The 24,407-nt window shown below is 69.8% G+C and carries 25 protein-coding genes and 1 pseudogene; 12 read left to right on the top strand and 14 right to left on the bottom strand.

Annotated features, from left to right (window positions below):
- Window positions 1–41: 41 nt before the first annotated feature.
- The 5 genes from ccmE to ccmI are packed head-to-tail and all read left to right on the top strand — an operon-like array spanning window position 42 to window position 4,756.
- Complete coding sequence (gene ccmE / locus AVE30378_RS30440; protein ID WP_129246597.1) at window positions 42–500, top strand: cytochrome c maturation protein CcmE; 459 nt, start codon at window positions 42–44, stop codon at window positions 498–500.
- Window positions 497–2,506 carry a heme lyase CcmF/NrfE family subunit gene (locus tag AVE30378_RS30445; protein ID WP_129246599.1) on the top strand — a complete coding sequence of 670 codons (2,010 nt, stop codon included), beginning with the start codon at window positions 497–499 and terminating at the stop codon, window positions 2,504–2,506. Before ccmE ends, AVE30378_RS30445 begins: the two co-directional genes overlap by 4 nt.
- Entirely contained in the window at window positions 2,506–3,027 is a 522-nt protein-coding gene (locus AVE30378_RS30450) for a DsbE family thiol:disulfide interchange protein (protein ID WP_129246601.1), read from the top strand. The genes AVE30378_RS30445 and AVE30378_RS30450 overlap by 1 nt, the downstream gene beginning before the upstream one ends.
- Window positions 3,024–3,494, top strand: a complete 471-nt coding sequence (locus AVE30378_RS30455; RefSeq protein ID WP_129246603.1) for a cytochrome c-type biogenesis protein — start codon at window positions 3,024–3,026, stop codon at window positions 3,492–3,494. The genes AVE30378_RS30450 and AVE30378_RS30455 overlap by 4 nt, the downstream gene beginning before the upstream one ends.
- Complete coding sequence (ccmI, locus tag AVE30378_RS30460) at window positions 3,491–4,756, top strand: c-type cytochrome biogenesis protein CcmI (protein WP_129246605.1); 1,266 nt, start codon at window positions 3,491–3,493, stop codon at window positions 4,754–4,756. Before AVE30378_RS30455 ends, ccmI begins: the two co-directional genes overlap by 4 nt.
- A 35-nt stretch (window positions 4,757–4,791) precedes the next feature.
- Here ccmI and AVE30378_RS30465 read toward each other — a convergent pair whose 3' ends face one another.
- On the bottom strand, window positions 4,792–5,331 hold the full coding sequence (locus AVE30378_RS30465; RefSeq protein ID WP_129246607.1) for a DNA-deoxyinosine glycosylase: 540 nt from the start codon (window positions 5,329–5,331) through the stop codon (window positions 4,792–4,794).
- Window positions 5,332–5,496: 165 nt separating this feature from the next.
- Between AVE30378_RS30465 and AVE30378_RS30470 the strand changes: the two genes are divergently transcribed.
- The gene (locus AVE30378_RS30470; protein ID WP_129246609.1) at window positions 5,497–6,360 is read left to right on the top strand and encodes a pirin family protein; all 864 of its coding nucleotides are present in this window, start codon (window positions 5,497–5,499) and stop codon (window positions 6,358–6,360) included.
- Window positions 6,361–6,660: 300 nt separating this feature from the next.
- Window positions 6,661–7,689 (top strand): AraC family transcriptional regulator, encoded by a 1,029-nt coding sequence (locus AVE30378_RS30475; RefSeq protein ID WP_129246638.1) that lies wholly within the window; start codon window positions 6,661–6,663, stop codon window positions 7,687–7,689.
- 21 nt (window positions 7,690–7,710) lie between these two features.
- Here AVE30378_RS30475 and AVE30378_RS30480 read toward each other — a convergent pair whose 3' ends face one another.
- The 3 genes from AVE30378_RS30480 to AVE30378_RS30490 all read right to left on the bottom strand — a co-directional run bounded on the left by AVE30378_RS30480 (window position 7,711) and on the right by AVE30378_RS30490 (window position 11,029).
- Window positions 7,711–8,772, bottom strand: a complete 1,062-nt coding sequence (locus AVE30378_RS30480; RefSeq protein WP_129246612.1) for an NAD(P)-dependent alcohol dehydrogenase — start codon at window positions 8,770–8,772, stop codon at window positions 7,711–7,713.
- Between the two features lie 89 nt (window positions 8,773–8,861).
- Window positions 8,862–10,061: an MFS transporter gene (locus AVE30378_RS30485; protein WP_129246614.1), complete on the bottom strand. Its 1,200-nt coding sequence runs from the start codon at window positions 10,059–10,061 to the stop codon at window positions 8,862–8,864.
- The gene (locus tag AVE30378_RS30490) at window positions 10,058–11,029 is read right to left on the bottom strand and encodes an alpha/beta hydrolase (protein ID WP_425265806.1); all 972 of its coding nucleotides are present in this window, start codon (window positions 11,027–11,029) and stop codon (window positions 10,058–10,060) included. The genes AVE30378_RS30485 and AVE30378_RS30490 overlap by 4 nt, the downstream gene beginning before the upstream one ends.
- A gap of 257 nt (window positions 11,030–11,286) precedes the next feature.
- Between AVE30378_RS30490 and AVE30378_RS30495 the strand changes: the two genes are divergently transcribed.
- Window positions 11,287–12,207, top strand: coding sequence for a LysR family transcriptional regulator (locus tag AVE30378_RS30495; protein WP_129246616.1), 921 nt, complete (start codon window positions 11,287–11,289; stop codon window positions 12,205–12,207).
- Here AVE30378_RS30495 and AVE30378_RS30500 read toward each other — a convergent pair.
- The 6 genes from AVE30378_RS30500 to AVE30378_RS30525 all read right to left on the bottom strand — a co-directional run bounded on the left by AVE30378_RS30500 (window position 12,185) and on the right by AVE30378_RS30525 (window position 18,396).
- Entirely contained in the window at window positions 12,185–13,081 is an 897-nt protein-coding gene (locus AVE30378_RS30500) for a SphA family protein (protein ID WP_129246618.1), read from the bottom strand. The two genes, AVE30378_RS30495 and AVE30378_RS30500, sit on opposite strands and share 23 nt — an antisense overlap.
- Window positions 13,078–14,700: a phytoene desaturase family protein gene (locus tag AVE30378_RS30505; RefSeq protein WP_129246620.1), complete on the bottom strand. Its 1,623-nt coding sequence runs from the start codon at window positions 14,698–14,700 to the stop codon at window positions 13,078–13,080. Before AVE30378_RS30505 ends, AVE30378_RS30500 begins: the two co-directional genes overlap by 4 nt.
- A 7-nt stretch (window positions 14,701–14,707) precedes the next feature.
- Window positions 14,708–15,250, bottom strand: coding sequence for a flavin reductase family protein (locus tag AVE30378_RS30510; RefSeq protein ID WP_129246642.1), 543 nt, complete (start codon window positions 15,248–15,250; stop codon window positions 14,708–14,710).
- Window positions 15,247–16,488 carry a styrene monooxygenase/indole monooxygenase family protein gene (locus AVE30378_RS30515; RefSeq protein WP_129246622.1) on the bottom strand — a complete coding sequence of 414 codons (1,242 nt, stop codon included), beginning with the start codon at window positions 16,486–16,488 and terminating at the stop codon, window positions 15,247–15,249. The genes AVE30378_RS30510 and AVE30378_RS30515 overlap by 4 nt, the downstream gene beginning before the upstream one ends.
- Window positions 16,489–16,517: 29 nt before the next feature.
- Complete coding sequence (locus tag AVE30378_RS30520) at window positions 16,518–17,306, bottom strand: SDR family oxidoreductase (RefSeq protein ID WP_129246624.1); 789 nt, start codon at window positions 17,304–17,306, stop codon at window positions 16,518–16,520.
- A 184-nt stretch (window positions 17,307–17,490) separates the two neighbouring features.
- On the bottom strand, window positions 17,491–18,396 hold the full coding sequence (locus AVE30378_RS30525; protein WP_129246626.1) for a LysR family transcriptional regulator: 906 nt from the start codon (window positions 18,394–18,396) through the stop codon (window positions 17,491–17,493).
- Between the two features lie 125 nt (window positions 18,397–18,521).
- On the opposite strand from AVE30378_RS30525, the gene AVE30378_RS30530 reads away from it, so the two are divergent.
- From AVE30378_RS30530 to AVE30378_RS30540, 3 genes are read left to right on the top strand one after another with little or no spacing between them, the layout of a single operon-like run.
- Entirely contained in the window at window positions 18,522–19,430 is a 909-nt protein-coding gene (locus AVE30378_RS30530; RefSeq protein ID WP_129246628.1) for an NAD(P)-dependent oxidoreductase, read from the top strand.
- Window positions 19,431–19,469: 39 nt separating this feature from the next.
- The gene (locus AVE30378_RS30535) at window positions 19,470–20,444 is read left to right on the top strand and encodes a Bug family tripartite tricarboxylate transporter substrate binding protein (protein ID WP_208742460.1); all 975 of its coding nucleotides are present in this window, start codon (window positions 19,470–19,472) and stop codon (window positions 20,442–20,444) included.
- Window positions 20,445–20,478: 34 nt separating this feature from the next.
- Complete coding sequence (locus AVE30378_RS30540) at window positions 20,479–21,060, top strand: amino acid synthesis family protein (protein WP_129246630.1); 582 nt, start codon at window positions 20,479–20,481, stop codon at window positions 21,058–21,060.
- 87 nt (window positions 21,061–21,147) lie between these two features.
- On the opposite strand, the gene AVE30378_RS30545 is transcribed toward AVE30378_RS30540, so the two are convergent.
- From AVE30378_RS30545 to AVE30378_RS30560, 4 genes are all read right to left on the bottom strand, one after another.
- Window positions 21,148–22,086: a Bug family tripartite tricarboxylate transporter substrate binding protein gene (locus AVE30378_RS30545; protein ID WP_425265807.1), complete on the bottom strand. Its 939-nt coding sequence runs from the start codon at window positions 22,084–22,086 to the stop codon at window positions 21,148–21,150.
- A 147-nt stretch (window positions 22,087–22,233) separates the two neighbouring features.
- Window positions 22,234–22,668, bottom strand: a complete 435-nt coding sequence (locus AVE30378_RS30550; RefSeq protein WP_129246632.1) for a hypothetical protein — start codon at window positions 22,666–22,668, stop codon at window positions 22,234–22,236.
- Window positions 22,658–23,125, bottom strand: a complete 468-nt coding sequence (locus AVE30378_RS30555; protein ID WP_129246634.1) for a MarR family winged helix-turn-helix transcriptional regulator — start codon at window positions 23,123–23,125, stop codon at window positions 22,658–22,660. Before AVE30378_RS30555 ends, AVE30378_RS30550 begins: the two co-directional genes overlap by 11 nt.
- Window positions 23,126–23,289: 164 nt before the next feature.
- Window positions 23,290–23,979: a FadR/GntR family transcriptional regulator gene (locus AVE30378_RS30560; RefSeq protein ID WP_129246636.1), complete on the bottom strand. Its 690-nt coding sequence runs from the start codon at window positions 23,977–23,979 to the stop codon at window positions 23,290–23,292.
- Between the two features lie 145 nt (window positions 23,980–24,124).
- On the opposite strand from AVE30378_RS30560, the pseudogene AVE30378_RS30565 reads away from it, so the two are divergent.
- A pseudogene (locus tag AVE30378_RS30565) lies at window positions 24,125–24,407 on the top strand (amidase); the annotation flags it as partial.

Consider the following 24,407-nt stretch of genomic DNA (forward strand, 5'->3'; position numbering starts at 1 on the left):
CCCGGCGACGGCGCCGCCGGCCGGGCCGACGGAGCGCGGCCATGAGCCCGCGCAAGCGCCGCGCGCTGGCCATCGCCGGCGGCCTGGGGCTGCTGGCCCTGGCCGCCGCGCTGGTGCTGAACGCGCTGCAATCCAACCTGGTGTTCTTCTTCAGCCCCACGCAGGTCATGGCCAAGGAAGCGCCCGGCAGCGGCAGCTTCCGCGTCGGCGGGCTGGTGGAGCAAGGATCGCTGCGCCGCGAGGCCGACGGGCTGACGCTGCGCTTCATGGTGACGGACACGGCAAACACGGTGCCGGTGACGTACCAGGGCCTGCTGCCCGACCTGTTCCGCGAGGGCAAGGGCGTGGTGGTGGCGGGCAAGCTGGGGCCGGACGGCGTGTTCCGCGCGACCGAGGTGCTGGCCAAGCACGACGAGAACTACATGCCGCCCGAAGCCGCGGACGCGCTCAAGCGCGCCGGCGGCGCGCCCGCCAACGCCATGCGGGCGGAGGCGCGATGATTCCCGAGATCGGCCTGTTCAGCCTGATCCTGGCGCTGCTGGTGGCGCTGGCGCAAGGCATCCTGCCGCTGATCGGCGCGGCCACCGGCTGGCAGCCGGGCCTGCGGCTGGCGCGGCCCGCCGCCGTCGGGCAGTTCGGCCTGGCCACGGTGGCCTTCTTCTGCCTGGCCTGGTCGTTCGTGGACAACGATTTCTCGGTGCTCTACGTGGCGGCCAATTCGCATGCGGACCTGCCCGCCGCCTACCGGTTCGCCGCGGTCTGGGGCGGGCACGAAGGATCGCTGCTGCTGTGGCTGTACCTGCTGACCGCCTGGACCCTGGCCGTGGCGCTGTGCAGCCGGCGGCTGCCGCTGCCTTTCGTCGGCCGGGTGCTGGCGGTGATGGGCTGGATCAGCGTGGGCTTTCTGCTGTTCCTGCTGTTCCAGTCCAATCCCTTCGAACGCCTGATGCCGCCAGCCATGGCCGGACGCGACCTGAATCCGCTGCTGCAGGACCCCGGCATGATCGTGCATCCGCCGATGCTGTACATGGGCTACGTGGGCTTTTCGGTGGCGTTCGCCTTCGCCATCGCCGCGCTGCTGTCGGGCGAACTGGACGCCATGTGGGCGCGCTGGGTACGCCCGTGGACGCTGGCCGCCTGGACCTTCCTGACCGTCGGCATCCTGCTGGGCAGCGCCTGGGCGTACTACGTGCTGGGCTGGGGCGGCTGGTGGTTCTGGGACCCGGTGGAGAACGCGTCGTTCATGCCCTGGCTGGCGGGCACCGCCCTGATCCATTCGCTGATCGTGACCGAGCGGCGCGGCGCGTTCCGAAGCTGGACGGTGCTGCTGGCCATCTGCGCGTTTTCGCTCAGTATCCTGGGAACCTTCCTGGTGCGCTCCGGCGTGCTGACCTCGGTGCACGCCTTCGCGGTGGACCCGGGGCGCGGGCTGTACATACTCGCCTTCATGACGGCGATCGTGGGCGGATCGCTGGCCCTGTACGCCTGGCGCGCGCCGACGGTGGGCCTGGGCGGCGGCTTCTCGCTGCTGTCGCGCGAATCGCTGCTGCTGTCCAACAACGTGGTGCTGGCCGTGGCGGCGGGTTCGGTGCTGCTGGGCACGCTGTACCCGGTGGTGCTGGACGTGCTGGAATGGGGCAAGATCTCCATCGGCCCGCCCTACTTCGAAGCCGTGTTCGTGCCGCTGATGACGCCCGCCATCTTCCTGATGGGCGTCGGGCCGGCCGCTCGCTGGAAGCAGGCGGAACTGCCGGACCTGGGCCGCCGCCTGCGCGCCGCCTTCGCCGTCAGCGTGGCCACGGCCGTGCTGCTGCCGCTGGCCATGCCGGGCCCGGCGCGCCTGGGTTCGCCCATGGTCATCCTGGGGCTGTGGCTGGCGGCGTGGTCGGTCGCCAGCACCGCCGCCCATGCCTGGCAGCGCCTGACCGACAGCGACGGCAACTGGCTGCGCCGCCTGGGCCGCCAGCCGCGCGCCTGGTACGGCATGCTGCTGGCGCACGCCGGCGTGGGCATCTTCATCGCGGGCGTCACGCTGGCCAACGGCTACGAGGTCAAGCAGGAACTGCGGCTGGAAATCGGCGACACGCGCGAAGCCGGCGGCTACCGGTTCACCTTCGCCAGCGTGGGGCCGGCCGCCGGCCCCAACTACACGGCGCAGCGCGCCGTCTTCCCGGTCACGCGCGGCGGCAGGCCGGTGACCGTCCTGTATCCGGAGAAACGCCTCTATACCGTGCAGGACATGGCGCTGAGCCAGGCGGACATCGACAGCGGTTTCACCCGCGACCTTTTCGTGGCGCTGGGCGAGCCGGTGGGCGGCAACGCCTGGACGGTGCGCCTGCAGGTCAAGCCCTTCATGACCTGGATCTGGTCGGGCTGCATCCTGATGGCGCTGGGCGGGCTGCTGGCGGCCGGCGACAAGCGCTATCGTCGCGCGCAGGACGCGCAGGCGCGGGCGCGCGAGGCGGTCGCGCCGCCTGCCGCGCGGCCGACGCGGGAGGGCGCCTGATGCTGCGCTACCTGCTGCCGCTGGCCGCCTTCCTGGCGATGGCCGTGTTCCTGGCGATGGGATTGTCGCGCGATCCGCGGGCCGTTCCGTCCGCCATGATCGACAAGCCGGCTCCCGCCATCGGCCTGCCCGTGCTGCTGGCGCCCGGCCAGAAACTGGAGGTGCAGGCGCTGCGCGGCCAGGTCTGGCTGCTGAACGTATGGGCGTCCTGGTGCGGGCCGTGCCGGGACGAACTGCCGGTGCTGCGCGACGTGTCGCGGCGCCACGGCGTTCCGCTGTACGGCCTGAACTACAAGGACAAGCCGGAAGACGCCGCCGACTGGCTGGCGCGCAACGGCAATCCCTATATCGCCTCGGCCAGCGACACGGACGGCCGCGTCGGCATCGAGTACGGCGTCTACGGCGTGCCGGAAACCTTCGTGATCGACAAGGACGGCCGCATCCGCTACAAGCAACTGGGCCTGATCACGCCGGAAATCTGGCGCAGCCGCGTGCTGCCGGCCATCGAGGCGCTGCGATGAGGCGGCTGCCCTCCCTGCTTCCCGCCGCGGTCCTGGCGCTGGCCTTGCTGGGCCCGGCGTCCGCCCCGGCCCAGGCGCCCGCCGCGCCGGCCCTGTCCGCCGAGCAGGAGCAGCGCGCCGACAGGCTGGCGCACGGCCTGCGCTGCCTGGTGTGCCAGAACCAGACGCTGGCCGAATCCAACGCGCCGCTGGCCGAGGACATGCGCAACCTGATCCGCGGCCAGTTGGCCGAAGGCCGGACCGACGCGCAGATCATGCGCTTCTTCGAGGACAGGTATGGCGACTTCGTGCGCTACGACCCGCCCTTCAAGCCCATTACCTGGCTGTTGTGGCTGGGTCCGTTCGCCCTGCTGGCGCTGGGCTTCGCCGTGCTGCTGCGCACGGTCAAGCGCCGCGCCGGCGCACGCGCCCCGCTGACCGCCGACGAGCGCGAACGCGCGGCCCGCTACCTGGATACCGGCCCATGACCGCGCTCTGGCTCGCCGTACTGGCCCTGCTGCTGGCGACCCTGCTCTGCCTGATCCCGCCGCTGCTGCGCCGCGCGCCCGCCGCGGAGCCGGCCGCCGACGCCAGCCTGCGCGCGTTCTACCTGGCGCAGCGCGAACAACTGCGGCGCGACCTGAAGGACGGCAGCCTCTCGGCCTCCGCCCGGGCGCGCGCCGAGGAAGAACTGCAGCGCGACCTGCTGCAGGATCTGGAACTGCGCCGCCCGCGCGCCGCGCCCTGGGCCGGGCAGCGGGCGGGCCTGGCGGCCGCCTGCCTGCTCAGCGTGCTGATCCCCGTGGCCGCGGTGCTGCTGTACGGCCAACTGGGCAATCCGCGCGCGGCGGCGGGCGCCGCCGCCATTCCCGTCGAACCGCATGCGGGAGCCCCGGACGGCTCGGGCGACGACATGGCGCTGGCCATCAACGCGCTGGCGCAGCGCCTGCGGGCCGAGCCCGACGACGCCGACGGCTGGTACATGCTGGCGCGGTCCTACGAAACCCTGGGGCGCTACACCGACGCGGTCGCCGCCTACCAGCAGGTGCTGCGCCTGGTGCCCGGGCAGGCCGCCGTGCTGGCCGACCTGGCCGACGCCCTGCTGTCCGCCAACCAGGGCGCGCCCGACGCCGCCTCCATCGCGGCGGTGGCGCAGGCCCTGGCCGCGCAGCCGGACCAGCCCAAGGCCCTGGCGCTGGCGGGCATGATGGCCCTGCGCCGGGGCGACGCGGCCGAGGCGCAGGCATACTGGGAACGTCTGCAGGCCCGGCTGCCGCCGGACTCGGAAGCGGCCCGGCAGATCCAGTCCAATATCGCCCAGGCGCGCGCGATGGCGGCGGGATCGCCGCCCGCGCGGGTCTCATCCTCGACCTCGGCCTCGGCGGCGCCCGCCGCCCCGGCCGCCGCCGCGCGTATCAGCGGACGCGCCCGCATCGCCGACGCGCTGCGCGGCCAGGTCCAGCCCACCGACACGGTGTTCATCCTGGCGCGGCCGCAAGACGGTCCGCGCATGCCGCTGGCCATCCTGCGGATGCAGGCGGCCGACCTGCCCCGGGATTTCGTGCTGGACGACAGCAACGCCATGTCGCCCGACGCGCCGTTGTCCGGCGCCGGCAAGCTGCGGGTGGAGATCCGCGTCAGCCGTTCAGGCACGGCGGCCGCCCGGCCGGGAGACCTGGGCGGCGCGCTGTCCGGCATCGGCCTCCCGGCCGAGGGGCTGGATCTGGTCGCCGATACCGTCGTGCGCTAGGATCCCGGGCGGAACGCGCGCGGCGGCGCGCCGCGTCAATCCTGGATTTTCAACGCCCTGCCCCAGGCGGCCAGCTTCTCGTCATAGAATGCCGCCGCATGGGCGGGGCTGGTCGACGGCAGGTCCAGGTATTCCAGGCGGACGGCAAGGCCGGGCAGGACATGCCGGCGGTAGAGCGCGGCGGCCTTGGCGCCATTGAAGCAAACCCGGACGATGGCGGGATGGCGGCTCAGGAATGCGGCGAAATCGTTGGTGACGAGGGTGTGGTTGCGGATGTCGGCGTCCAGGCTGCCGGGACGCTCGCAGGCTTGCAGGACGTCCCACAAGGCGACTCCCGATGCCTGCAGCGCTTGCAGCCGGCCAGCGTAGTCCAGGCCGGCATCGAAGCCGAAAACGCTGGCCGCGATGGGCCAGAAGGCATTGCGGGGATGGGCGTAATACCTGGCCTGCCTGAGCGAGGCCACCCCGGGCATGGACCCCAGCACCAGGACGCGCGCGCCGGGCGCCGCCACCGGGGCAAAGCCCTGAACCTGATCGTTTTGCCTCGCCTGGGCGGTGTCCGTGCCGGTTTTCATCCCGCAAGGATACGCGAACCGGCGCCCCGTTCCCTTCCCGCCGGACTGTCCGATGAATGGAACAGTGCTTATCAATGGCAGGGGCTACCGCCAGCGGCCCCGCGCCCTTATCTTCATAGGTATGACGAACGGCCCCGCAGGGGCCGCGCAACAGGAAACATGACCATGAAGAAGATCCTCGGCCTGCACGCCAGCCCTCGCCCCCACTGGGTGGGCGACGGCTTTCCGGTGCGTTCGATGTTTTCCTATAACGACAAAGGCAGGAACACCAGCCCGTTCCTGCTGCTGGACTACGCCGGCCCGGCCCGGTTCGAACCGGCCGAGCATCCGCGCGGCGTGGGGCAGCATCCGCACCGCGGCTTCGAAACCGTGACCATCGTCTACAGCGGCGAGGTCGAGCACCGCGACTCCACCGGCAACGGCGGCGTGATCGGGCCCGGCGACGTGCAATGGATGACGGCGGCCTCGGGCATCCTGCACGAGGAATTCCATTCCCCCGCCTTCACCCGCAAGGGCGGAGAGCTGGAAATGGTGCAGCTCTGGGTCAACCTGCCCGCCAAGGACAAGAAGGCCGCGCCGGGCTACCAGGGCATCCGCGATGCGGACATCCCGGCGGTGGCGCTGCCGGACGACGCGGGCACGCTGCGCGTGATCGCAGGCAGCTACGCGGGCCAGGCCGGGCCGGCGCGCACCTTCACGCCCATGGACGTGTGGGACGTGAAGCTGGCCGCGGGCAAGTCGGCGGTCTTCCCGATCGCCGCGGGCCGCAACAGCATGCTGGTGGTGCTGCGCGGCACGGTGCTGGTCAACGGCGAATCCGTCGCCCACGACGCGCAACTGGCGCTGTTCTCGCAGGATGGCGAAGACATCACCGTCGAAGCCAACAACGACGCGATGTTCCTGGTGCTCAGCGGCGAGCCCATCGACGAGCCGGTGGTCGGCTACGGCCCGTTCGTGATGAACTCGCAGGCCGAGATCGTCGAAGCCATCCAGGACTTCAACGCCGGCCGCTACGGCAGGATGCACTGAAGCCGAGGGGCGGACGCCAGTCCCGCCCCGCTCATTTGACGACGGCCAAGCCGTCCGCAGAAAACCGCAGCCCCGGCCGCGGTTTTCTGCATTCGGCGGATAGGCAATGCGGAAAACGGACAGGAACCCCCGCTCCGGGACGGGTTTTCCACCAGACCGCCGGACCCCGCGCAGCTTTACTATCGAAGCCTTCAAGGCCCCCTTGCGGGAGGCCGCCAGCCCGCCGCGCACGCCGGCGATCCGGGGCCATGGCGGCGCGCGCCGCAAGGGAACGTGAACGCCCGCAAGGAATCCCCCGCCATGCTCAACCCGACGCCGCCCGCCACCAGCACGACCTGGCCGCCCGCCGGACCGCGCATCGAGTCGGTGCTGGGGTTGCCGGCGCAGCAGTTGTTCGCGTCCGGCGACCTGGACGAAGCGCGCTCCATGGTGGGCCGGGTGATGCGGCCGCATCAACTGGGCGTGGTGGGCGCGATGCAGCGCCTGGACGCGCGCATGCACCACCAGCCGCTGGGCGAGGTCTCGCTGAACCGCCTGCGCTACGGCGCCAATGTCGACATCCGGCCCGGCTCGCTCGACGACTTCTACCTGGTGCAGATGCCGCTGTCGGGGTCGGCCCGCATCAGCAGCGGCGCCCAGTTGGTGGATTCGACCCCCGACGTCGCCTCGGTGGTCAGCCCGGACGACGACCTGGCCATGCGCTGGAGCGGCGACAACGACCAGTTCATGCTGCGCGTAAGCCGCTCGCTGCTGGAACGCGCCCTGGTCGGCCACCTGGGCTGCGCGCTGAACCGCCCCCTGCGCTTCCAGTTGGGGTTCCGCTGGCGCGAATGCCCCGCCTGGCGCTGCCTGATGAACTATCTGCTGGACTGTACGTCGCAGCACGCGGACCTGGCCGCGCACAAGCTCATCGTCCACCAGCTAGAGCAACTGGTCGCGGCCACCCTGCTGGCCGCCCACCCCCACAACTACACGGGCGTGCCGTCCGGCCGCCGCGGCGCGGTGCTGCCGCGCCACGTGCGCAGCGTCCAGGACTATCTGCAGGCGCACGCGCACGAACCCCTCAGCGCCGAACAGCTCGCGCGCATCGCCGGCGTCAGCGTGCGCAGCCTGTACGCGGGATTCAAGGAATTCCTCGGCGTCAGCCCCATGCACTACCTGCGCGACCTGCGCATGGAGCGCGCCCGCGCCGAGCTGCTGTCGGGAGACACCCACAACATCGCGGGCGTGGCCTTGCGCTGGGGTTTCGCGCACATGGGCCGGTTCAGCGCCGGCTACAAGGAGCGCTACGGCGAAAGCCCCAGCCAGAGCCTGCGCCGGCGCGGCTGAGGCGATCGGCGACCTGGCGGCTCAGCCCCGCGAGGCCGGCTCCAGGCTGGCGATGTCGATGACGAAGCGGTACTTCACATCGCCCTTGAGCATGCGCTCGTAGGCCTGGTTGATCTCCTCCGCGCGGATCATCTCGATATCCGCGACGACGCCGCGCTCGGCGCAGAAATCCAGCATCTCCTGCGTCTCGGGTATGCCGCCTATCATCGAACCCGCCAGGCCGCGGCGCTTCATGATCAGCGCGAATACGTCGGGCGCGGCATGCGGCGTGGCCGGCGCGCCCACCAGCGTCATCGTGCCGTCGCGCTTGAGCAGCGCGAAGAAGGCATTCAGGTCATGCGGCGCGGCCACCGTGTTGAGGATGAAGTCCAGGCTCTGCGCGTGCGCCTCCATCTCGCCCGGATTGCGCGACACCACCACCTCGTCCGCGCCCAGGGCCTTGGCCGCGCCGCGCTTGGATTCGGACGTGGTGAACGCCACCACATGCGCGCCCATGGCGTGCGCGAGCTTGATGCCCATGTGTCCCAGGCCGCCGATGCCGACGATGCCCACCTTGTGGCCGGGCCCCACCTTCCAATGCCGCAGCGGCGAATAAGTGGTGATGCCCGCGCACAGCAGCGGCGCGACGGCGGCCAACTGGCCTTCCGGGTGGCGTATGCGCAGCACGTAGCGCTCGTGCACCACGATGCGCTGCGAGTAGCCGCCCAGGGTGTGGCCCGGCGCGTCGGGCGTCGGACCGTTGTAGGTGCCGACCATGCGATCGCAATAGTTCTCCAGCCCCGCGTCGCAGTCGGCGCAGTGCTGGCAACTGTCGACGATGCAGCCGACGCCGACCAGGTCGCCGGGCTTGAAACCCGACACGTGCGCGCCCACCGCGGACACGCGGCCGACGATTTCATGGCCCGGCACGCAGGGATACAAGGTGCCGGCCCATTCGGAACGCACCTGGTGCAGGTCGGAATGGCATACGCCGCAGTAGGCGATTTCGATCTGCACGTCATGCGCGCCAGGGGCGCGGCGCGCGATGTCCATGGACCCGAGAGGCAGGTCCGCCGCATGGGCTCCGTAGGCTTTGATGGTCATGGGGATTCCTTTGAAAAGTGGGTGGAGGGACTGCTCCCCGCTGCACATTGTGCGGATCGTTTATTGCATGATAGTGCTGCCGCGCGGCCTCAGGCAGCCCCCGCCGCGGCGCGCGATGTCATCGCGGCCAGGACGGCGGAGCCCGCCAGCAGCGCGGCGCTCATCACGAAGGCGCCCAGGTAGCCATAGCGGTCGAACAGCAGGCCGCCCGCGGTGGAGCCCAGCGCGATCGACATCTGGACCACCGCAACGAACAGGCCGCCGCCCGCCTCGGCATCCTTGGGAAACGCCCTGGCTATCCAGGCCCACCAGCCCACGGGCGCCGACGTGCCGGCCAGCCCCCACAGCCCCAGCAACGCGACGACGGCGGCGCTCCAGCCGCCAAAAGCGACCAGGGCCAACGCCGTCGCGGCCATCAGCGCCGGAATCGCGGTCAGCGTCTGGTAGAAACGCCATTGCAGCACGCGGCCGATGAGAAGGGTGCCGATGAAACCCGCCGCGCCGATGACCAGCAGGATGAGAGAAATCGCGGCGCCATGCACCCCGGCGACCGTCTCCAGGAACGGGCGCACATAGGTGAACAGCGAGAATTGCCCCATGAACAGCAGGCTGCTGGCCAGCATGCCCGCGGCGACGCCGGGGCGCTTGAACAGCATGAACGCCTTGAACGCATGGCCGCCCCCCGGCGCGCGCGCCGCGACCGGCATGGACGGCAACGCGATCCATTGCCAGGCGAGCGCGGCCAGCGCCACCGGCACCAGGCCAAGAAAGGCGCCGCGCCAGCCGATAACGGCGCCCAGGTAGGCGCCCAGCGGCGCGGCCACCACGGTCGCCAGCGCATTGCCGCCGTTGACGATCGCCAGGGCGCGCGGCACCTGGTGCGCCGGCACCAGCCGGATGGCCGTGGCCGCCGACATGGACCAGAAGCCGCCGACGACGACCCCGATGAGCGCCCGGCCCAGCATGTAGGTGAAGTAGTCCGGCGCCAGCGCGACGGTCGCGCCGGAGGCGCCCATCGCCGCCGTCAGCCCCAGCAGCAGGATCTTGCGGTCCAGCCTGCCGGCCAGCGCCGAAATGAACAGGCTGGTCAGTACGGCGAAGACACCCGAGATGGCGATCCCCTGGCCCGCCATGCCCTCGGTGATGCGCAGGTCGTTCGCGATGGGCGTCAGAAGGCTGACGGGCAGGAACTCCGATGCGATCAGCGCGAAGGCGCAGACCGCCATGGCGTAGACCCCGCCCCAGGACGCCCGTATTCGCGGCGCTTCGGTCGATACGGCGGACATCATGCCGCGGCGCCGAGGTTCTTCTGGAAAAACGCGGTCAGCCTGTCCCAGGGGATCAGGTTCACGCGGTCATACAGGTCGACATGGCCGGCGCCCCGCACCCAGACCAGTTCCTTCGGCTCGGCGGCCCGCCGGTAGGCGTCCTCGCTGAACTCCCTGGAGTGCGCCCGGTCGCCCGTGATGAACAGCAGCGGACGCGGCGAGATCGTCTCGATGTCATTGAACGGATAGAAGTTCATGAACTTGACGTTGCTCGTCAGGGTCGGATGCGTGGTGGTCCCGGGAGTGGCCCCGGCAGGCGTGAATTCGCCGCGCGGCTTGCGGTAGAACTCGTAGAACTCGCGTTCGATCGGGGACGACCGGGCGGTCAGTTCGTGCACCGTCCCGCTGGTGTACTTGAGCGGGCCGCCGCCGAACTCCGAATAACGCTGCTGCGCCGCCTCGGCGATGATGGCTTTGCGCTGCTCCAGGGCCAGCGAGCCGTTCAGCGCATGGCGGTTGGCCGCGCCCATGTCGTACATGCTGACGGTGGCGATGGCCTTCATGCGCGGGTCGATCTTGGCCGCGCTGATGACGAAGCTGCCGCTGCCGCAGATGCCGATGGCGCCGATGCGTTCGCGGTCTATCGCCGGCTGCGTGCCCAGGAAGTCGACCGCGGCGCTGAACGCCTCGGCATACATGTCGGGCGAAACCCGGTTGCGCGGGCCCGCGCTCTCGCCCCAGCATGGCAGGTCTATGGAAAGCGTCACGAAGCCGCGCTCGGCCATTTTTATGGCGTACAGGTTTGCGCTCTGTTCCTTGACCGCGCCCATCGGATGGCCGACCACGAGCGCCGCGTGCCGGGCATCGGGGTCCAGCGCCTTCGGCGCGTAGAGATTGCCCGCCACTTCCATTTGGTACTGGTTCCCGAAGCGCACGGCCTGCGCGCGGACCTCGCTGCTCGTGTAGAAATTGTCGGCGTCCGCCGGCATGGCCGGCTCTTGCGCCTGAGCGCCCACGGGCGCGGCGGCCCACGCCTTGCCGGCGACCGACTGCGCGCCGAACGCCGCCACGCCCGCGCCCACCGTATTCAGGAATTCGCGCCGTCCGGTGTCCTGAAGCGCGGGCAGGGTTTGTTTGAGCTTTTTCATAGCCCATATTCTTGCTGCCCGGAGCCTTGCCGACTAGCTAATGAATGCTTAATGACCTTATAAGCTAGACTAATGAATATTCCTGGAATACTGCGGCAATGGTCCGGCGCAACCTCAACGATCTCTTCTATTTCGTGACCGTGGCGCGTGAAGGCAGCTTCACGCGGGCCGCCTCATTGCTCAACGTGACGCAGTCTGCGCTCAGCCAGGCGATCAGCGGCCTGGAGACGCGCCTGCAGATCCGCCTGCTTACGCGGACCACGCGCAGCGTCTCGCCCACGGCGGCCGGCGAGCGTCTCCTGAACGCCATCGGGCATCGCTTTGATGAAATCGAGACCGAGCTGGACGAACTGACCGAGCTGCGCGACAAGCCGGCAGGCACGGTCCGCATCACCTGTGGCGACCACGTGCTGCACAGCATCCTGCTGCCCAAGCTCACGCCTTTGATGCGCGAATACCCCGACATCACGCTGGAGTTCGACGTGAACTACGGCTTTCGGGACATCGTCGCGGACCGGTTCGATGCCGGCGTGCGGATGGGAAAAACGATAGACAAGGACATGATCGCCGTCCCCATCGGGCCGCCCATGCGCCTGGCGGTGGTCGGGTCCCCGGCATACTTCGAAACCCGTCCCGCTCCCAAGGTGCCGCAAGACCTCACCGCGCATCCCTGCATCAATCAGCGCATGCAGAGTTCGGGCGGGCTGTATGTCTGGGACTTCGAGCGGCGCGGCCGCCGGACCAATGTGCGCGTGGATGGGCCGCTGATCTTCAACACCACGCAACCCCAGATAGACGCGGCGCTGTCGGGCCTGGGCCTCGCCCTGCTGCCCGACGACGAGCTGGCGCCGTATCTGGACGACGGCCGGCTGGTGCGCGTGCTGGAGGACTGGTGCCCGAAATTCGAAGGCTACCACCTGTACTACCCCAGCAGGCGCCAGCCATCGCCGGCGTTCGCGCTCGTCGTGAATGCCCTGCGCCTCGGCCGGCCTTCCGCTAGAACGGAATCGCCAGCTTGACGTAGAGCTGCGCGCCCTCGGGCCGGTTCTTCACCTTGAAATCCTGCTCCCACTTGGCGGTGAACAGCCAGCCCCGGTCATTGAGATACCGGACCGAAGGGCCGGCGCCGAACCCGCGCGCCCGGCCGGCGGCGCTGTTGGGCCCCTTGTCATCCGTCACCTGCTGGAAGGCATAGCCGCCCACGCCGAGCACCCAGCCCTTGCCCACGCCCCAGCCCAGCGCGTAGTCCGCGTGCAGCGCCTGGCCGGAACGGGTGTCGGTGGCGGAGTTGGTGAAATTGAAGTCGTACATCACTTTCAGGTCGGCGTTGAAGCCGTCCGGGCTGACCCGGCTCAACGCGAACACCGGCTGCGCCGTCCAGTAGTTCTTGCCCAGGCTGGACGGGTCCTTGCGGTCGTATTCGCCGGTGGGCGCGTACATGTCCAGCCCGACCACGTAGTGCAGCGTGGCGGACGGGTGATAGCCCAGCGCGACGCCCAGCGTCATATCGCCCAGGCCGGTGCTGCGGTGGCGCTGGCCGGCGGCCTTGGAGGTCACGTCCAGCAGCGGCGCGATCGCGTGGAAGGCCAGTTGTCCGCCCATGACCTGCTGCTGCGTCACCCAGATCAGGCGCGGCGCCAGCACGTTGACGTCCACCTTGAAGCCCGGCACCGGCACGCGCTCTCCGTCGTTGCCGCGCAGGGTGTCGTAGCGCGCCCCGCCTCCGTACACCAGCAGATGCGCACCGGGCGGCGGCAGCGCGCCCGACATGAAGTTCTCCAGGCCGTCCGGGTAGATGCCCAGCCCGCCGCCCTCGGTGGCCGAAGCCGCCGCGCCCGCCAGCGCCAATGCCACGGCACAGGCCAGCCGCCCGCCCTGTAGGTGTCTGCTCATGTTCCGCTCCTGCCCCCGCGGGGCGCTAGATGTTGCGCGACGAGATAACCGGAGCCGCCGCCCAGGCCGGGGCCTGGATGCGTGGCGGCGCCGATGTGGAAAAGATTGCGCAGCGGCGTGCGGTGCCCGCGCGCGCCATGGCCGCCGGCGAAAGGCCGCAGCCAGAAGAACTGGTCGGGCGAGCACACGCCCGAATAGGGGTCGCCGCCGACCAGGTTGCAGTTCAGGCTCTCCAGGTCGGCCGGCGAATAGCTGCGCCGCCCGACGATGCGCCGCGCCAGTCCGCGCATCACGCGTTCCAGGCGCGCCTGGACGCGGTCGGCGACCGCCTCGCGCAGGGCCTCGTTCCAGCGGCCGTCGGCGGGCACGGCGATCTCGCCGGCGGCGTCGCCCTTGACGCGCACCGGCAGCTCCTGCATCTGCACCCACAGAATCCATCCGCCCGGCGGCGCGCGCGTCGGATCCACCGCCACGGGCTGGCCGATGGCCAGCGTGGGGCGAGCGGGCAGCAGGCCGTTGTTGGCCTCGGTCACCGAGGCGCAGACCTGCTCCATGCTTTCGGTCAGGTGCACCAGCGGCACCTGGCGCAGTTCCGGCGTGAGCCAGTCGGGCGGCGCGTTCAGGGCGAAATGGATCTGCATGCCGCCGCGTCCGTGGCGATAGCCGGCGGCGCGCCGGCGCAGCGGCTCGGGCGCATCGGGCAGCAACTGGCCGTACAACTGCCCCGGCGCGACGTTGCAGACCACGGCCTCGGTAGCGCGGTACATCTGGCCACCTGCCGCCACGCCGGCCGCCCGGCGGCGCCGGCCGTCGCCGCGGGTGAGGATGCGTTCGACGCGGGCGCCGGTCAGCAAGCGGCCGCCATGTCCCTCGATGACCTTGGCCAGCGCGTCCACCACGCCACTGCCGCCGCCCTTCACCACCGGCATGCCGCCGGCCACCACCGCCGCGAAGGTCAGCTTGCCGATCAGGGCCGAACAGGCGTCGTCCGGGCCCAGCCCGGTGTGCAGCACCCACGGCGCGATCAGCGCGCGGGCCGCGTCCGAGCGCAGCTCGCGGTCCGCCCAGCGGCGGAAGCTCTCCATCGAATCGGCGGCGAAGGCGGCCAGGCCGTCCATGCCGCGCCTGCGCCATTCGCCGAACAGCAGCTTGAGCATGCCGGCGCCGTACGGGTTCTGGCCCAGCAGGCCGAAGGTCAGCGCCGCGTCCTCGCCGAACAGGCGCCGCGCCATGGCGCCCACCGCCGCGCCGTCGCCCGGCGCCCAGGCGTCCAGCCGCCGCGCGCTGTCCTCCAGGTCCTGCTTCAGCGCCAGCCCGGCGCCGTCCGGCAGCACCAGCCCGGTCGCGTATTCGCCCTGCGCGAATTCGAGCCCGGCGTCGCGCAGCGCGGGCTTGAGCGCCGCGTAGGCCGGACTGCCGACGAACAGCGGATACCAGCAAGACAGCACGTCGTGCCGGTAGCCGGGAAACAGTTCCTCGGTGCGGATGCATCCGCCCAGCCTGTCGCTGCGTTCCAGCACCAGCACCGATTTGCCGCGCTGCGCGAGCAGGGCCGCGCAGACCAGCGAATTCATGCCGCTGCCGACGATGACGACCTGGGCTTCCGATTGTGTGGCCATGGCAGGTTCACTCCCCGGATGCCTGGGCGGCGGCCAGCGCGGTGAAGCGGCCGGCATGGAACACTAGCGGCGTGGCCGCCACGCTGGCCACGCGCAGCACGCGGCCGAACAGCAGCAGATGGTCGCCCGCCGGGCGTTGCTGGTCGTTGGCGCAGACCAGCGTGGCGACGGCCCCGGCGATGGCGGGCACGCCTTCGGGCACCTCGTGTAGCGGCGCGCCGTCGAACTTGTCCGGCACCGCCGGACTGGCGAAGCGCAGCGCCAGCGCCTCCTGGCCGCTGGCCAGCACGCTGATGGTGAAGTGGCTGCAATCGCGGAACGCCGCCAGGTTCGGCGAATGGTTCACCAGGCTCCACAGCACCAGCGGCGGGTCCAGCGACAGCGAGGCGAAGGAATTGATGGTCAGGCCGACCTTGCGGCCGTCCGGGCAGCGCGTGGCCACGATGGCCACGCCGGTCGGATAGCTGCCGAGCACGCCGCGCAGGACCTTGGGATGCAGATCGGTGCAGCCCCAGTCCAGCGGCCGCCCCGTGGCCTGCCCGGCCGTCATGCCGCCGCCCGCGCCGCCTTGGCGGCGATGAACGCGTCGCACGCCGCCGCGTCGCCCCACCACGGGAACAAGGCGGGCGGATGGTTGAAGCCGTTGGCGATGGCGCTGGCCAGCGCCGGCGATCCTTCCGCCGCCTGCAGCAGCTTGAGCAGGTGCGGGGCCGGCGGCATCAGCATGGAGTTGGTCCATTCGACGACCGCGCCGGCGTAGTCCCAGAAACGTTCGAAGGTGCGCTGCATCCAGTCCGGCGTGAACGCCCGGTCGCCGTGTTCCAGAATGGCGCGCAGGTAGACGGCGCAGGCCTTGGTGGCGTTGTTCGAGCCCTGGCCGGTGATCGGATCGTTGGTGACCACCGCGTCGCCCAGCCCGAACACCTGGCGGCCCGACGGCAGGGTCAGCACGGGCTTGCGCACCGTGGGCGCGAAACTGCCGGCCAGGATGCCATTGGCGTCGGTGAGTTCCACCGCGCCGCAGCGCTCGGCCTCCCAGGGCAGATAGGTGCGCAGGATACCCAGGCTTTGCTCCAGGTGCTCTTGTGGCGACGCGACATCGCGCCAGCAGTCCATCGGCCCGCCCGGCACGCCTTCGAACACCATGATCTCGCAAGGCCCGCTCGTCGTCAGCGCCGGGAACACGAAGTACTCGCCGACGCCGGGAATCAGGTTGAAGGCGACCCGCGAGTATTCCGGCGCCGGGCGCATGCCGTTCACGTAGGTCAGCGCCAGCGCCCGCTGCGGCCGGTCGAAGCGGGACCGCGGCGCGTCGCGCTCGAACAGCTTGACGACCTCGCCCTTGCCGGCGGCCAGCAGCACCAGGTCGTGCGAAGCCGCCAGCAGCTCCAGTTCGGCCACGCCGCCGTCCTGGATCAGCAGCCGGCCGCCGCGGGCCTCGAACAATTCCATCCAGGCCGGCATCTTGATGCGCTGGTCCACCGCCTGCGCCGGGCGGTCCAGGCGCGCGGCCCAGTCGATCAGCCTGTGGCCGGGACGCTCGGGATGCGGCACCGCCAGGCCGATGCCGTCGACCGTCGGACAGTCGGCCTCCCACTGGTTCAGGCCCAGATCGCGTTCGATCTGCAGCGAGGCATCGAACATGCACTGGCTGGACATCACTTTGCCCTTGCGGATGCTGTCGGGCTCGCGGTTGGTGACCACGGTCACCTCGTACCCCTTGTCCAGCAGCCCCAGCGCCAAGGGCAGGCCCGCCTGCCCTCCTCCCACGATCGCGATTCGACGCATGTTTGCTCTCCTTTTAGTGTTAACAGGCCCTAGGCGGCCAGGCGCGGAATCGCGGGCCTGGCCTGTTCGGGGCCCATGGCGGAATAACCGCCGTCGACCGCGTAATCGGCGCCGGTGACGAAGCTGGCATGGTCCGACAGCAGGAAGGCGACCACCTCGGCAACTTCGGCCGGATCGCCGGCGCGGCCCAAGAGGTGGTAGTCGGCGGCCACGCGGTCGGTCTTGGCGCGGTCGCCGTGCGTCAGTTCGTCCATGACGCGCGACCAGGTCCAGCCCGGCGACACCGAATTGACGCGGATGCCGTCGGCGGCGTAATCCATCGCCAGGCTGCGGGTGGCCTGCAGCAGCGCCGCCTTGGAAACCGGGTAGAGCCAGCGGCCCGTCTGCGCGACGCGCGACGAGATGCTGGTGAAATTGACGATGGCCCCGCCGCCGGCGGCGAGCAGATGGGGATGGACGGCGCGGGCCGCCATCACCGCGCTGACGACATTCACGTCCAGCGCGCGCAGCCAGTCGGCGCGGCCGGATGCGGCGCCATCGTCCAGGTAGGTGGCGGCCAGGTTGACCAGGTAGTCGATGCGGCCGAAATGGGCCGCGACCCCGGCCACGCCGCGCGCCAGTTGCGCGTCGTCGGCGATGTCCACCGGCCAATGCCGCGTGGCGGCGGGATCGGCCGCGGCCACGCGCTCTCCGCCCGCGGCGTCGATATCGAACAGCGCCACGCGCACGCCCTGGTTCCGCAGCGCCGCGACCACGCCCGCGCCGATCAGCGTGGCGCCGCCGGTCACGATGGCCACCTTGTTCTCCAGACCCTTCATCGCATCACCTCTCTCGCATGACTGAGTGAGGCGAATACTGGCGCCGCGCGCCGGCGCCGCGGTAGCCGGATCCGGCGGCCGCTATCCGCGGACTGCGCTTATTCGGGGAAAGGCTGATCGAAGTCGAACGGGCGTGGCCGCAAACTGCGGCGCCTGTCCGTTTTGCGCAGGCGCGGCGTTGCCGTCATGGGCCAGTCCCGAGCGAGGCGCGCGCATGTTCCTTGATGAGGCGCACAAAGCGCTGCACCTGCCGGCTGGGACGCTCGAAGCGCGAACGCACCAGGCTCAGCGAAAGCGGAATCGACTCGCGCAGCGGCCGTGTCACCACGCCCGGCCAGCCCTGCTGCCCGACGGAGAACTGGTCGACGATCGCCACCCCGGCTCCCACCCGCACCAGGGCGCAGGCCAGTTCCGCGCGCACGATGTCCACCGCCGCGGTCCAACTGACGTTGGCGCGCTGGAAGGCGGCGGCCACGAGCTGCCCGAAAGGAATATTGCGGCTGTAGAGGATCAGCCTGCACTCCGCCAGTTCGGCCAGGCCCACCGCCGGCCGCGACGCCAGGGGATGCCCTTGCGGCAGGATGCAGACCATCTCGCCGGTGGCCAGCGGCTCCACCACCAGATTGGGATGGTCGATGGGCAGCACGGAGACGGCCAACTCCGCCTTGCGCCCCAGCAGTTCGTGCGCCATGTCGGCCAGCAGCGTGGTGTGGTATTTCAGCCTGACGTTGGGATACAGCTCCAGGTACTGCGCGATGACCGGCGGCACGAAGTTCAGCGCCAGGCTGGGACTGGAGCACAGCGTCAGGGCGCCCTCCGGCCGTTCGGCCAGGTCGCGGGCCAGTTCGTCGATGCGCAGGGCTTCGTCGAACAGCGCCCCCACCTCCTGGAACAGGCGATGCGCTTCCGGGGTGGGCGTGAGCTTGCCCTTGTCGCGCTCGAACAATTGCAGGCCCAGGCTCTGCTCGGTATGGGCGATGAGGCGGCTGATGGCCGGCTGCGACACGAAAAGCAGCTTGGCCGCGCCGTTCATGGAACCGGTCAGCATCACCGCCCGGAACGCTTCCATCTGCCTGAGCTTGAAACGCATGGTGTATCCGATAATCGTTTGTTATATCCCCTGGCCAACTTAGCATAACAGCGGAATCCAGGCATTCATTAGCATTCCAGATGGCCCCTGGCCGGTTTTCCAGGGTGATTCGATAAAGGGAATGCATGGCACTGAACATAGGATTCGTCGGCCTGGGCATGATGGGCCTGCCGATGCTGGAAAACCTCGCCCGCGGCGAAGAGAACTTCAACCTCCTGGCCTATGACCGCGACCCCGCGCGCCTGGACCGCCTGGCGGGGCATCCGGCCTGGAACAGGACGCTCAAGCCGGCGGCCGGCCTCCAGGCGCTGACCGCCTGCGACGTGGTCATCACCATGCTGCCCGACAGCGCCGCCACCAACGCCGTGATCGAAGGCAAGGACGGGCTGGCCGGCATCATGCGCGCCGGCTCGGTGCTGCTGGACATGGGATCGTCCAACCCCGCCGAAACGCTGCGGCTGGCGCCCCGGCTGCGCGAAGCCGGGGTGACGCTGATCGACGCGCCGGTATCGGGCGCGGTGGCCAAGGCCGCCGCCGGAACGCTGGCCATCATGGTGGGCGCCGACGCCGCCGGGCTGGAACGCGTGCGCCCGGTGCTCGCGCGCATGGGCGCGTCGATCATCCATACGGGCGCGGTGGGCTCCGCCCACGCCATGAAGGCGCTCAACAACTATGTCTACGCGGCGGGCCTGCTGGCGGCCAGCGAAGCGCTGCTGATCGCCCGGCGCATGGACCTGGACCTGGACGTGTTCACCGACGTGCTCAATGCCTCCAGCGGCCGCAACGTGGCCACCGAGACCAAGCTGCGCCAGTTCATCGTGCCGGGCACCTACAACGGCGGCTTCGCGCTGGCGCTGATGGCCAAGGACCTGCGCACCGCCGATTCGCTGCAGGCGCTGGCCGGCGTTTCCGCCTCGCAGTTGTCGCTGTGCACGGAACTGTGGCAGCGCGCCCGCGAAGCGCTGCCCGCCGGCGCGGACAACACCGAGATCCACCGCTACCTGGAGCGCCTGAACGCGCCCCCGCCGGCCTGAACGGCCGGACACCATAACAACATCGAACAGGAGACAGACATGAAACGATCCGCCGCCGCCCTCAAGCTGGCGCTCGGCCTGGGCGCGGCCCTGCTGGCCGCGGCCGGCGCCCGCGCCGCGGGCTACCCCGACCGCCCCATCCGCATGGTCGTGCCTTTTCCGCCGGGCAGCATCACCGACGTGGTGGCCCGCAGCCTGGGCAAGGCCATGGCCGACGGCCTGGGCCAGCCCGTGGTGGTGGAAAACAAGCCGGGCGCCAACGGCATCATCGGCACCCACGACGTCGCCCGCGCCAAGCCCGACGGCTACACCCTGGTGGTGGTGGGCGTGTCCACCGCCGCCAGCGGGGTAAGCCTCTTCAAGGACCTGCCCTACAACCCCGCCACCGACCTCACCCCCATCGGCGCGGTGGCCGAGACCCCCTACCTGCTGGTGGGATCGCCGCGCATGCCCGGCGACCGGGTGTCCGATCTGTTCGCCTACGGCGCCCGGCATCCGGGCAAGCTGACCTATGCCTACGGCTCGGGCAGCGCGCAGGTGTTCGGCGCCAAGCTGGCCGCGATGGGCAAGATCAACGTCACGCCGGTGCCGTACCGGGGCGGCCCGCAGGCGCTCACCGACGTCATCGGCGGCACCGTCGACCTCACCTTCACCGACCTGGCCAACGGCCTGCAGCAGGCGCGCGCCGGCAAGGTCAAGACCTATGGCGTCAGCACCCCGGAACGCTTCGCGCTGGCGCCGGACATCCCCACGCTCAATGAAACCGGCGCGCCCGGCTTCGACCTGACCGTGTGGTTCGGCCTCATGGGCCCGGCCGGCCTGCCCGGCCCGGTGCTCGACCGCCTGTCGCAATCGCTGGACCAGGCCCTGGCCAGCGATGAACTCAAGCAGACCTACGCCCGCCAGGGCCTGAGCGTCAAGGTGCAGACCCCGGCCGAATTCGGCGGCTTCGTGCGTTCCGAAATCGACAAATGGGCCGCCATCGTCAAGGAAACCGGCATTCCGCCGCAATGACTCCCCCGTTCAACTTCTTCCAGGAATCCACTTAATGTCGCTGATCGATATCCGCAAGCGCTGCCTGATCGTCGAGACCACTTTCCACGAAAACGGCCCGGCGCCCGGGAAGCCCCTCAAGCTCGCCGCCTCCTGCGCCGTCATCCGCAATCCCTACGCCGGCCGCTACGAGCCGGACCTGATGCCCTTCATGGCCGAACTGCGCAGCCTGGGCACGCTGCTGGCGACCGAACTGGTCGAAACGCTGGGCGGCAAGGAAAACGTCGAGGTCTACAGCAAGGCCGCCATCGTGGGCCTGGACGGCGAAATGGAACACGGCGCCGTCTGGCACGAAGCCGGCGGCTGGGCCATGCGCAGCGTGCTGGGCGAACCCAAGGCCATGGTGCCGGCCGTCAAGGCCGTGGCCGTGGCCGGCTACCGCATGATGGTGCCGGTGCACTACATCCATGCGTCCTATGTGCGCAGCCACTTCAACAGCATCGAGATCGGCATCCAGGACGCGCCGCGCGCCAACGAGATCCTGTTCGCCCTGGTCATGGGCACGGGCGGCCGCGTGCATTCGCGCCTGGGCGGGCTGACCAAGGAAGCGGTGGCGGTGCACGACGGGCAGCGGTGAAGGCGGCGGCGGCCCGGTGTTGCCGGGCCGCCGTCAAGATCCCGCCCGGCCGGGCCGGGCGGGATGGCCCGCAAAGCGGCGCCGGGCTTACTGCTGCGGCACTTGCGCCTTCGTGACGATGCGCTTCCACAGCGCGATCTCGTTTTTCTGGAAGGTGCGCATCTGGTCCGGCCCGCCCGTCATGGGCGTGGCGCCCAGGCGTTCGTAGAAGCCGCGGGTCTCATCCATTTTCGATATCTTGGTGAAAAGCTCGGCCAGCTTGGCGGTTTCGGCGGGCGGCGTCTTGGCGCTGACCATGGCGCCCACCCAGGTATAGGCTTCGAAGCCGGGCAGCCCCGCCTCGGTGGCGGTGGGCACGTCCGGCGAGGTGGATACGCGCTTGTCGGAAGCGACGGCAACGGCCTTCACCCGCCCGTCCTTGGCAAGCTCCTGCACCGCCGTCACTTCGGCAAAGGTGTAGTCCACCGTGCCCGAGGCCACGGCGGTGATGGCCTCGGCCGCGCCCTTGAACGGCACGTGCACGACCTGGATGCCGGCCGCGTCGTTCAGCAGTTCGCCCATCAATTGGTAGCCGGCCGAACCGGCGCCGAAGTCCGCCTTGCCCGGATTGGCCTTGGCGTAGGCGATCAGCCCTTTCAAATCCGCGTACGGCGCCTGCGGCTTGACCGCCAGCATGGCCGGAGAGCGCATCATCATGGTCAGCGGCGCGAAGTCGGCAACGGGGTCGTAAGGCAATTGCTTGAACAGCGCCGCGTTCACGGCCAGCGTGGAATTGCTGCCGATGAACACGGTGTAGCCGTCCGCCGGCGCGCTCAGCACGTTCTTCACGGCGATGAAGCCATTGGCGCCGGGCCGGTTCTCCACCACCACGGGCTGGCCGGTGAGGTCTTGCAGTTGCCGGGCGAAATAGCGCGCCGACGTGTCCGTTCCGCTGCCGGGCCCGAACGGCACCACGAACTTGATCGGGCGGGAAGGAAAGCTATCGGCGTGGGCCACCGGCAAGCCCGCCAGCATCGCGCCCAGCATGCAGCCGCCCATGGCCGCGGCAATGAAATGTCTCCTGCGCTTTTGCACCTTTATCTCCTTGGTCTTTCTCTGTTGTGGAGCGACTCTAGAAGGTGCGTGCCGGTCTCGTCCAATATTAAGAATTTGACTGGTGATACTCAGCGGATATCAGATGCGCCGCCGGCCCAGGCGGATGCCATCGCGAATATTGAGCGCGATCAGTCCAAGATTGGCGGCGCCCGCCGCCAATTCCAGCGCCTGCACGCTGTAGAAGACGCTATCGAACGATCCCGCCTGGGCGCGTATCGACAGGAAGACCGCCGCGGGCGCCAGGACGAACAGGCCGTTGGCCACGATGAACGACATGCGCCTGCGCTTGGCGAGCAGCAGCGGATGCCTGCCCTTGCCGCCCAGCGCGAAACCGCTGGCCCCGGTAAGCATCATGACAGGCACGAATCCCAGCAAGGCATAGGCGATGGCAAGCTTCACCTGCGCCACCGCGGCGGCGGACAGGAACAGCTCCGACACCACCGTCGATATCCAGAAGGCAGCAACGAACAGCAGCGCCAGCACAGCGGAAAAAGCATGGATCCTACGACGCATGATCCGGCTCCGGTTGCGCCGCGACGTGCGCGGCCAGCAGCCCCGTCAGCACCTTTTCCGCCGTCTTCAGTTCGGCCTCGCTGAAACCGTCGGCAAGCTGCCGGGCGCGCTCCTTCCAGCGCGCATCTATCGTGCCGTAGACGCGTCGGCCCTCTTCCGTCAGCCCATACAGTTGCGAGCGCTTGTGCTGCGGATTGTGGCGGACTTCGATCAACCGCGCCTGCGCCAGCAGGTTGAGTTGCTTTTGCGCCCCCTGCCGGGTGACGCCCATGGCGGCGGCAACCTGCGGCGCGCTCAGCGGCCGCCCGGCAAGGGCCAGCGCGCCCAGCATCTGCCAGCGGGCGCTGGTCAGCGCCTCGGGCGCAACAAAAGCATCGCCCCAATCGAGCAGCGCGCCATTTAGCTGGAACAGCGTCACGATCACGCCGGTCAGCCGGTCCCCTTTGGTCGGATTCATTCCTGGCTCCCTAAATTGACAACCAGTTTCCAATATTGGAAACCAGTTGTCAATATGGGTCGATACCGTTTTTTCGCAGCCTTCGAACAACCGCCACAAAAAAAAACGGCGCGGCGGAGCGTGGCCCCGCCCCGCGGCGCCCGTCCGTTCCGGCGCAGGGCCGGCTAGGCGCCCGGGATCGTCAGGGACAGCCCGGCCCGGTCGGCCACGTTGCAGATGTGGGCCCGCATCGCGCGGCGCGCGGCGTCGGGCGAGCCCGTGGCCAGCGCGTCGATGATGTCGGCGTGCTCGCGGATGGGTTCGCGCACGCGCGCCGGGTCGGCGAACGCGACCTGGCGGCTGCCGTCGACCACGTCGCCGATGCTTTCGGCCAGGTCCAGCAGCATGGGACTGCCCGCGATCTCGAACAGGCAGGCGTGGAAGGCATGGTCGCCTTCGGACATGGTGACCAGGTCACCCACATCGGCCGCCTTTTCCATCTGCACGATGGTGGCGCGCAGGCGGCTCAAGCCCGCCTGCGTGACGACGCTGGCCGCCAGGCCGGCGGCGAGTTCTTCGAGCTGGTTGCGCACCAGATACACGTCGCGCAGCGCATAGCGCCCCTGGAAGCGCCAGCGGCCGTAGGCGCTGCCCAGGCCTTTCTCTCCCGGCTTGGCGATGAACACCCCGCGGCCGGCTTCGCTGCGCAGCATCCCCAGGCCTTCCAGCATGGTGATGGCCTCGCGCAGCGAGGCGCGGCTGACGCCCAGCGCCTCGGCAAGCTGGCGCTGCCCCGGCAGCTTGCCGGCCGCCGTCCATTCGCTCGAACGGATGCGGGCCTGCAACTGCTGGGCAATATGCTCGACGGTGTTCATCTTCGAATTCCTCAATGCGCGGGCGCGCGCCGGCGGTCGTTGACAGCCAAATCCTGCCTGGGCATTATGACACCCAACTGGTCTGACCGGTAAGGATAAAACCGGGCCGGACAACGCCCCATCCTCCATGACAGAAGCGCCGCTCATGACCGACCTCTACGACAGATTCGCCCGCGCCGTCGACGCCCTGGCCCGACTGGGCGGCTACCCCTATTCCGAACGCCGCCAGGCATGGCTGGACCGCCTGCGGGTCAACCTGCCCGAACTGGAAATGCTGGACGCGCTGGCGCCGGAAGCGGAGCTGGGCTACCTGGAGCCGCCCCCGTCGGCGCCGGGCGACCCGCTCCCGGCCGCGCAGGCCGGGCGCGGCATCGCGGTGTCGCGCCACGCGCCGGGCATTGCCGCCATCGCGCGCGAATGCCGCGCCG

Origin of the sequence: Achromobacter veterisilvae (assembly GCF_900496975.1) — a bacterium.
GTDB lineage: Bacteria > Pseudomonadota > Gammaproteobacteria > Burkholderiales > Burkholderiaceae_B > Achromobacter > Achromobacter veterisilvae.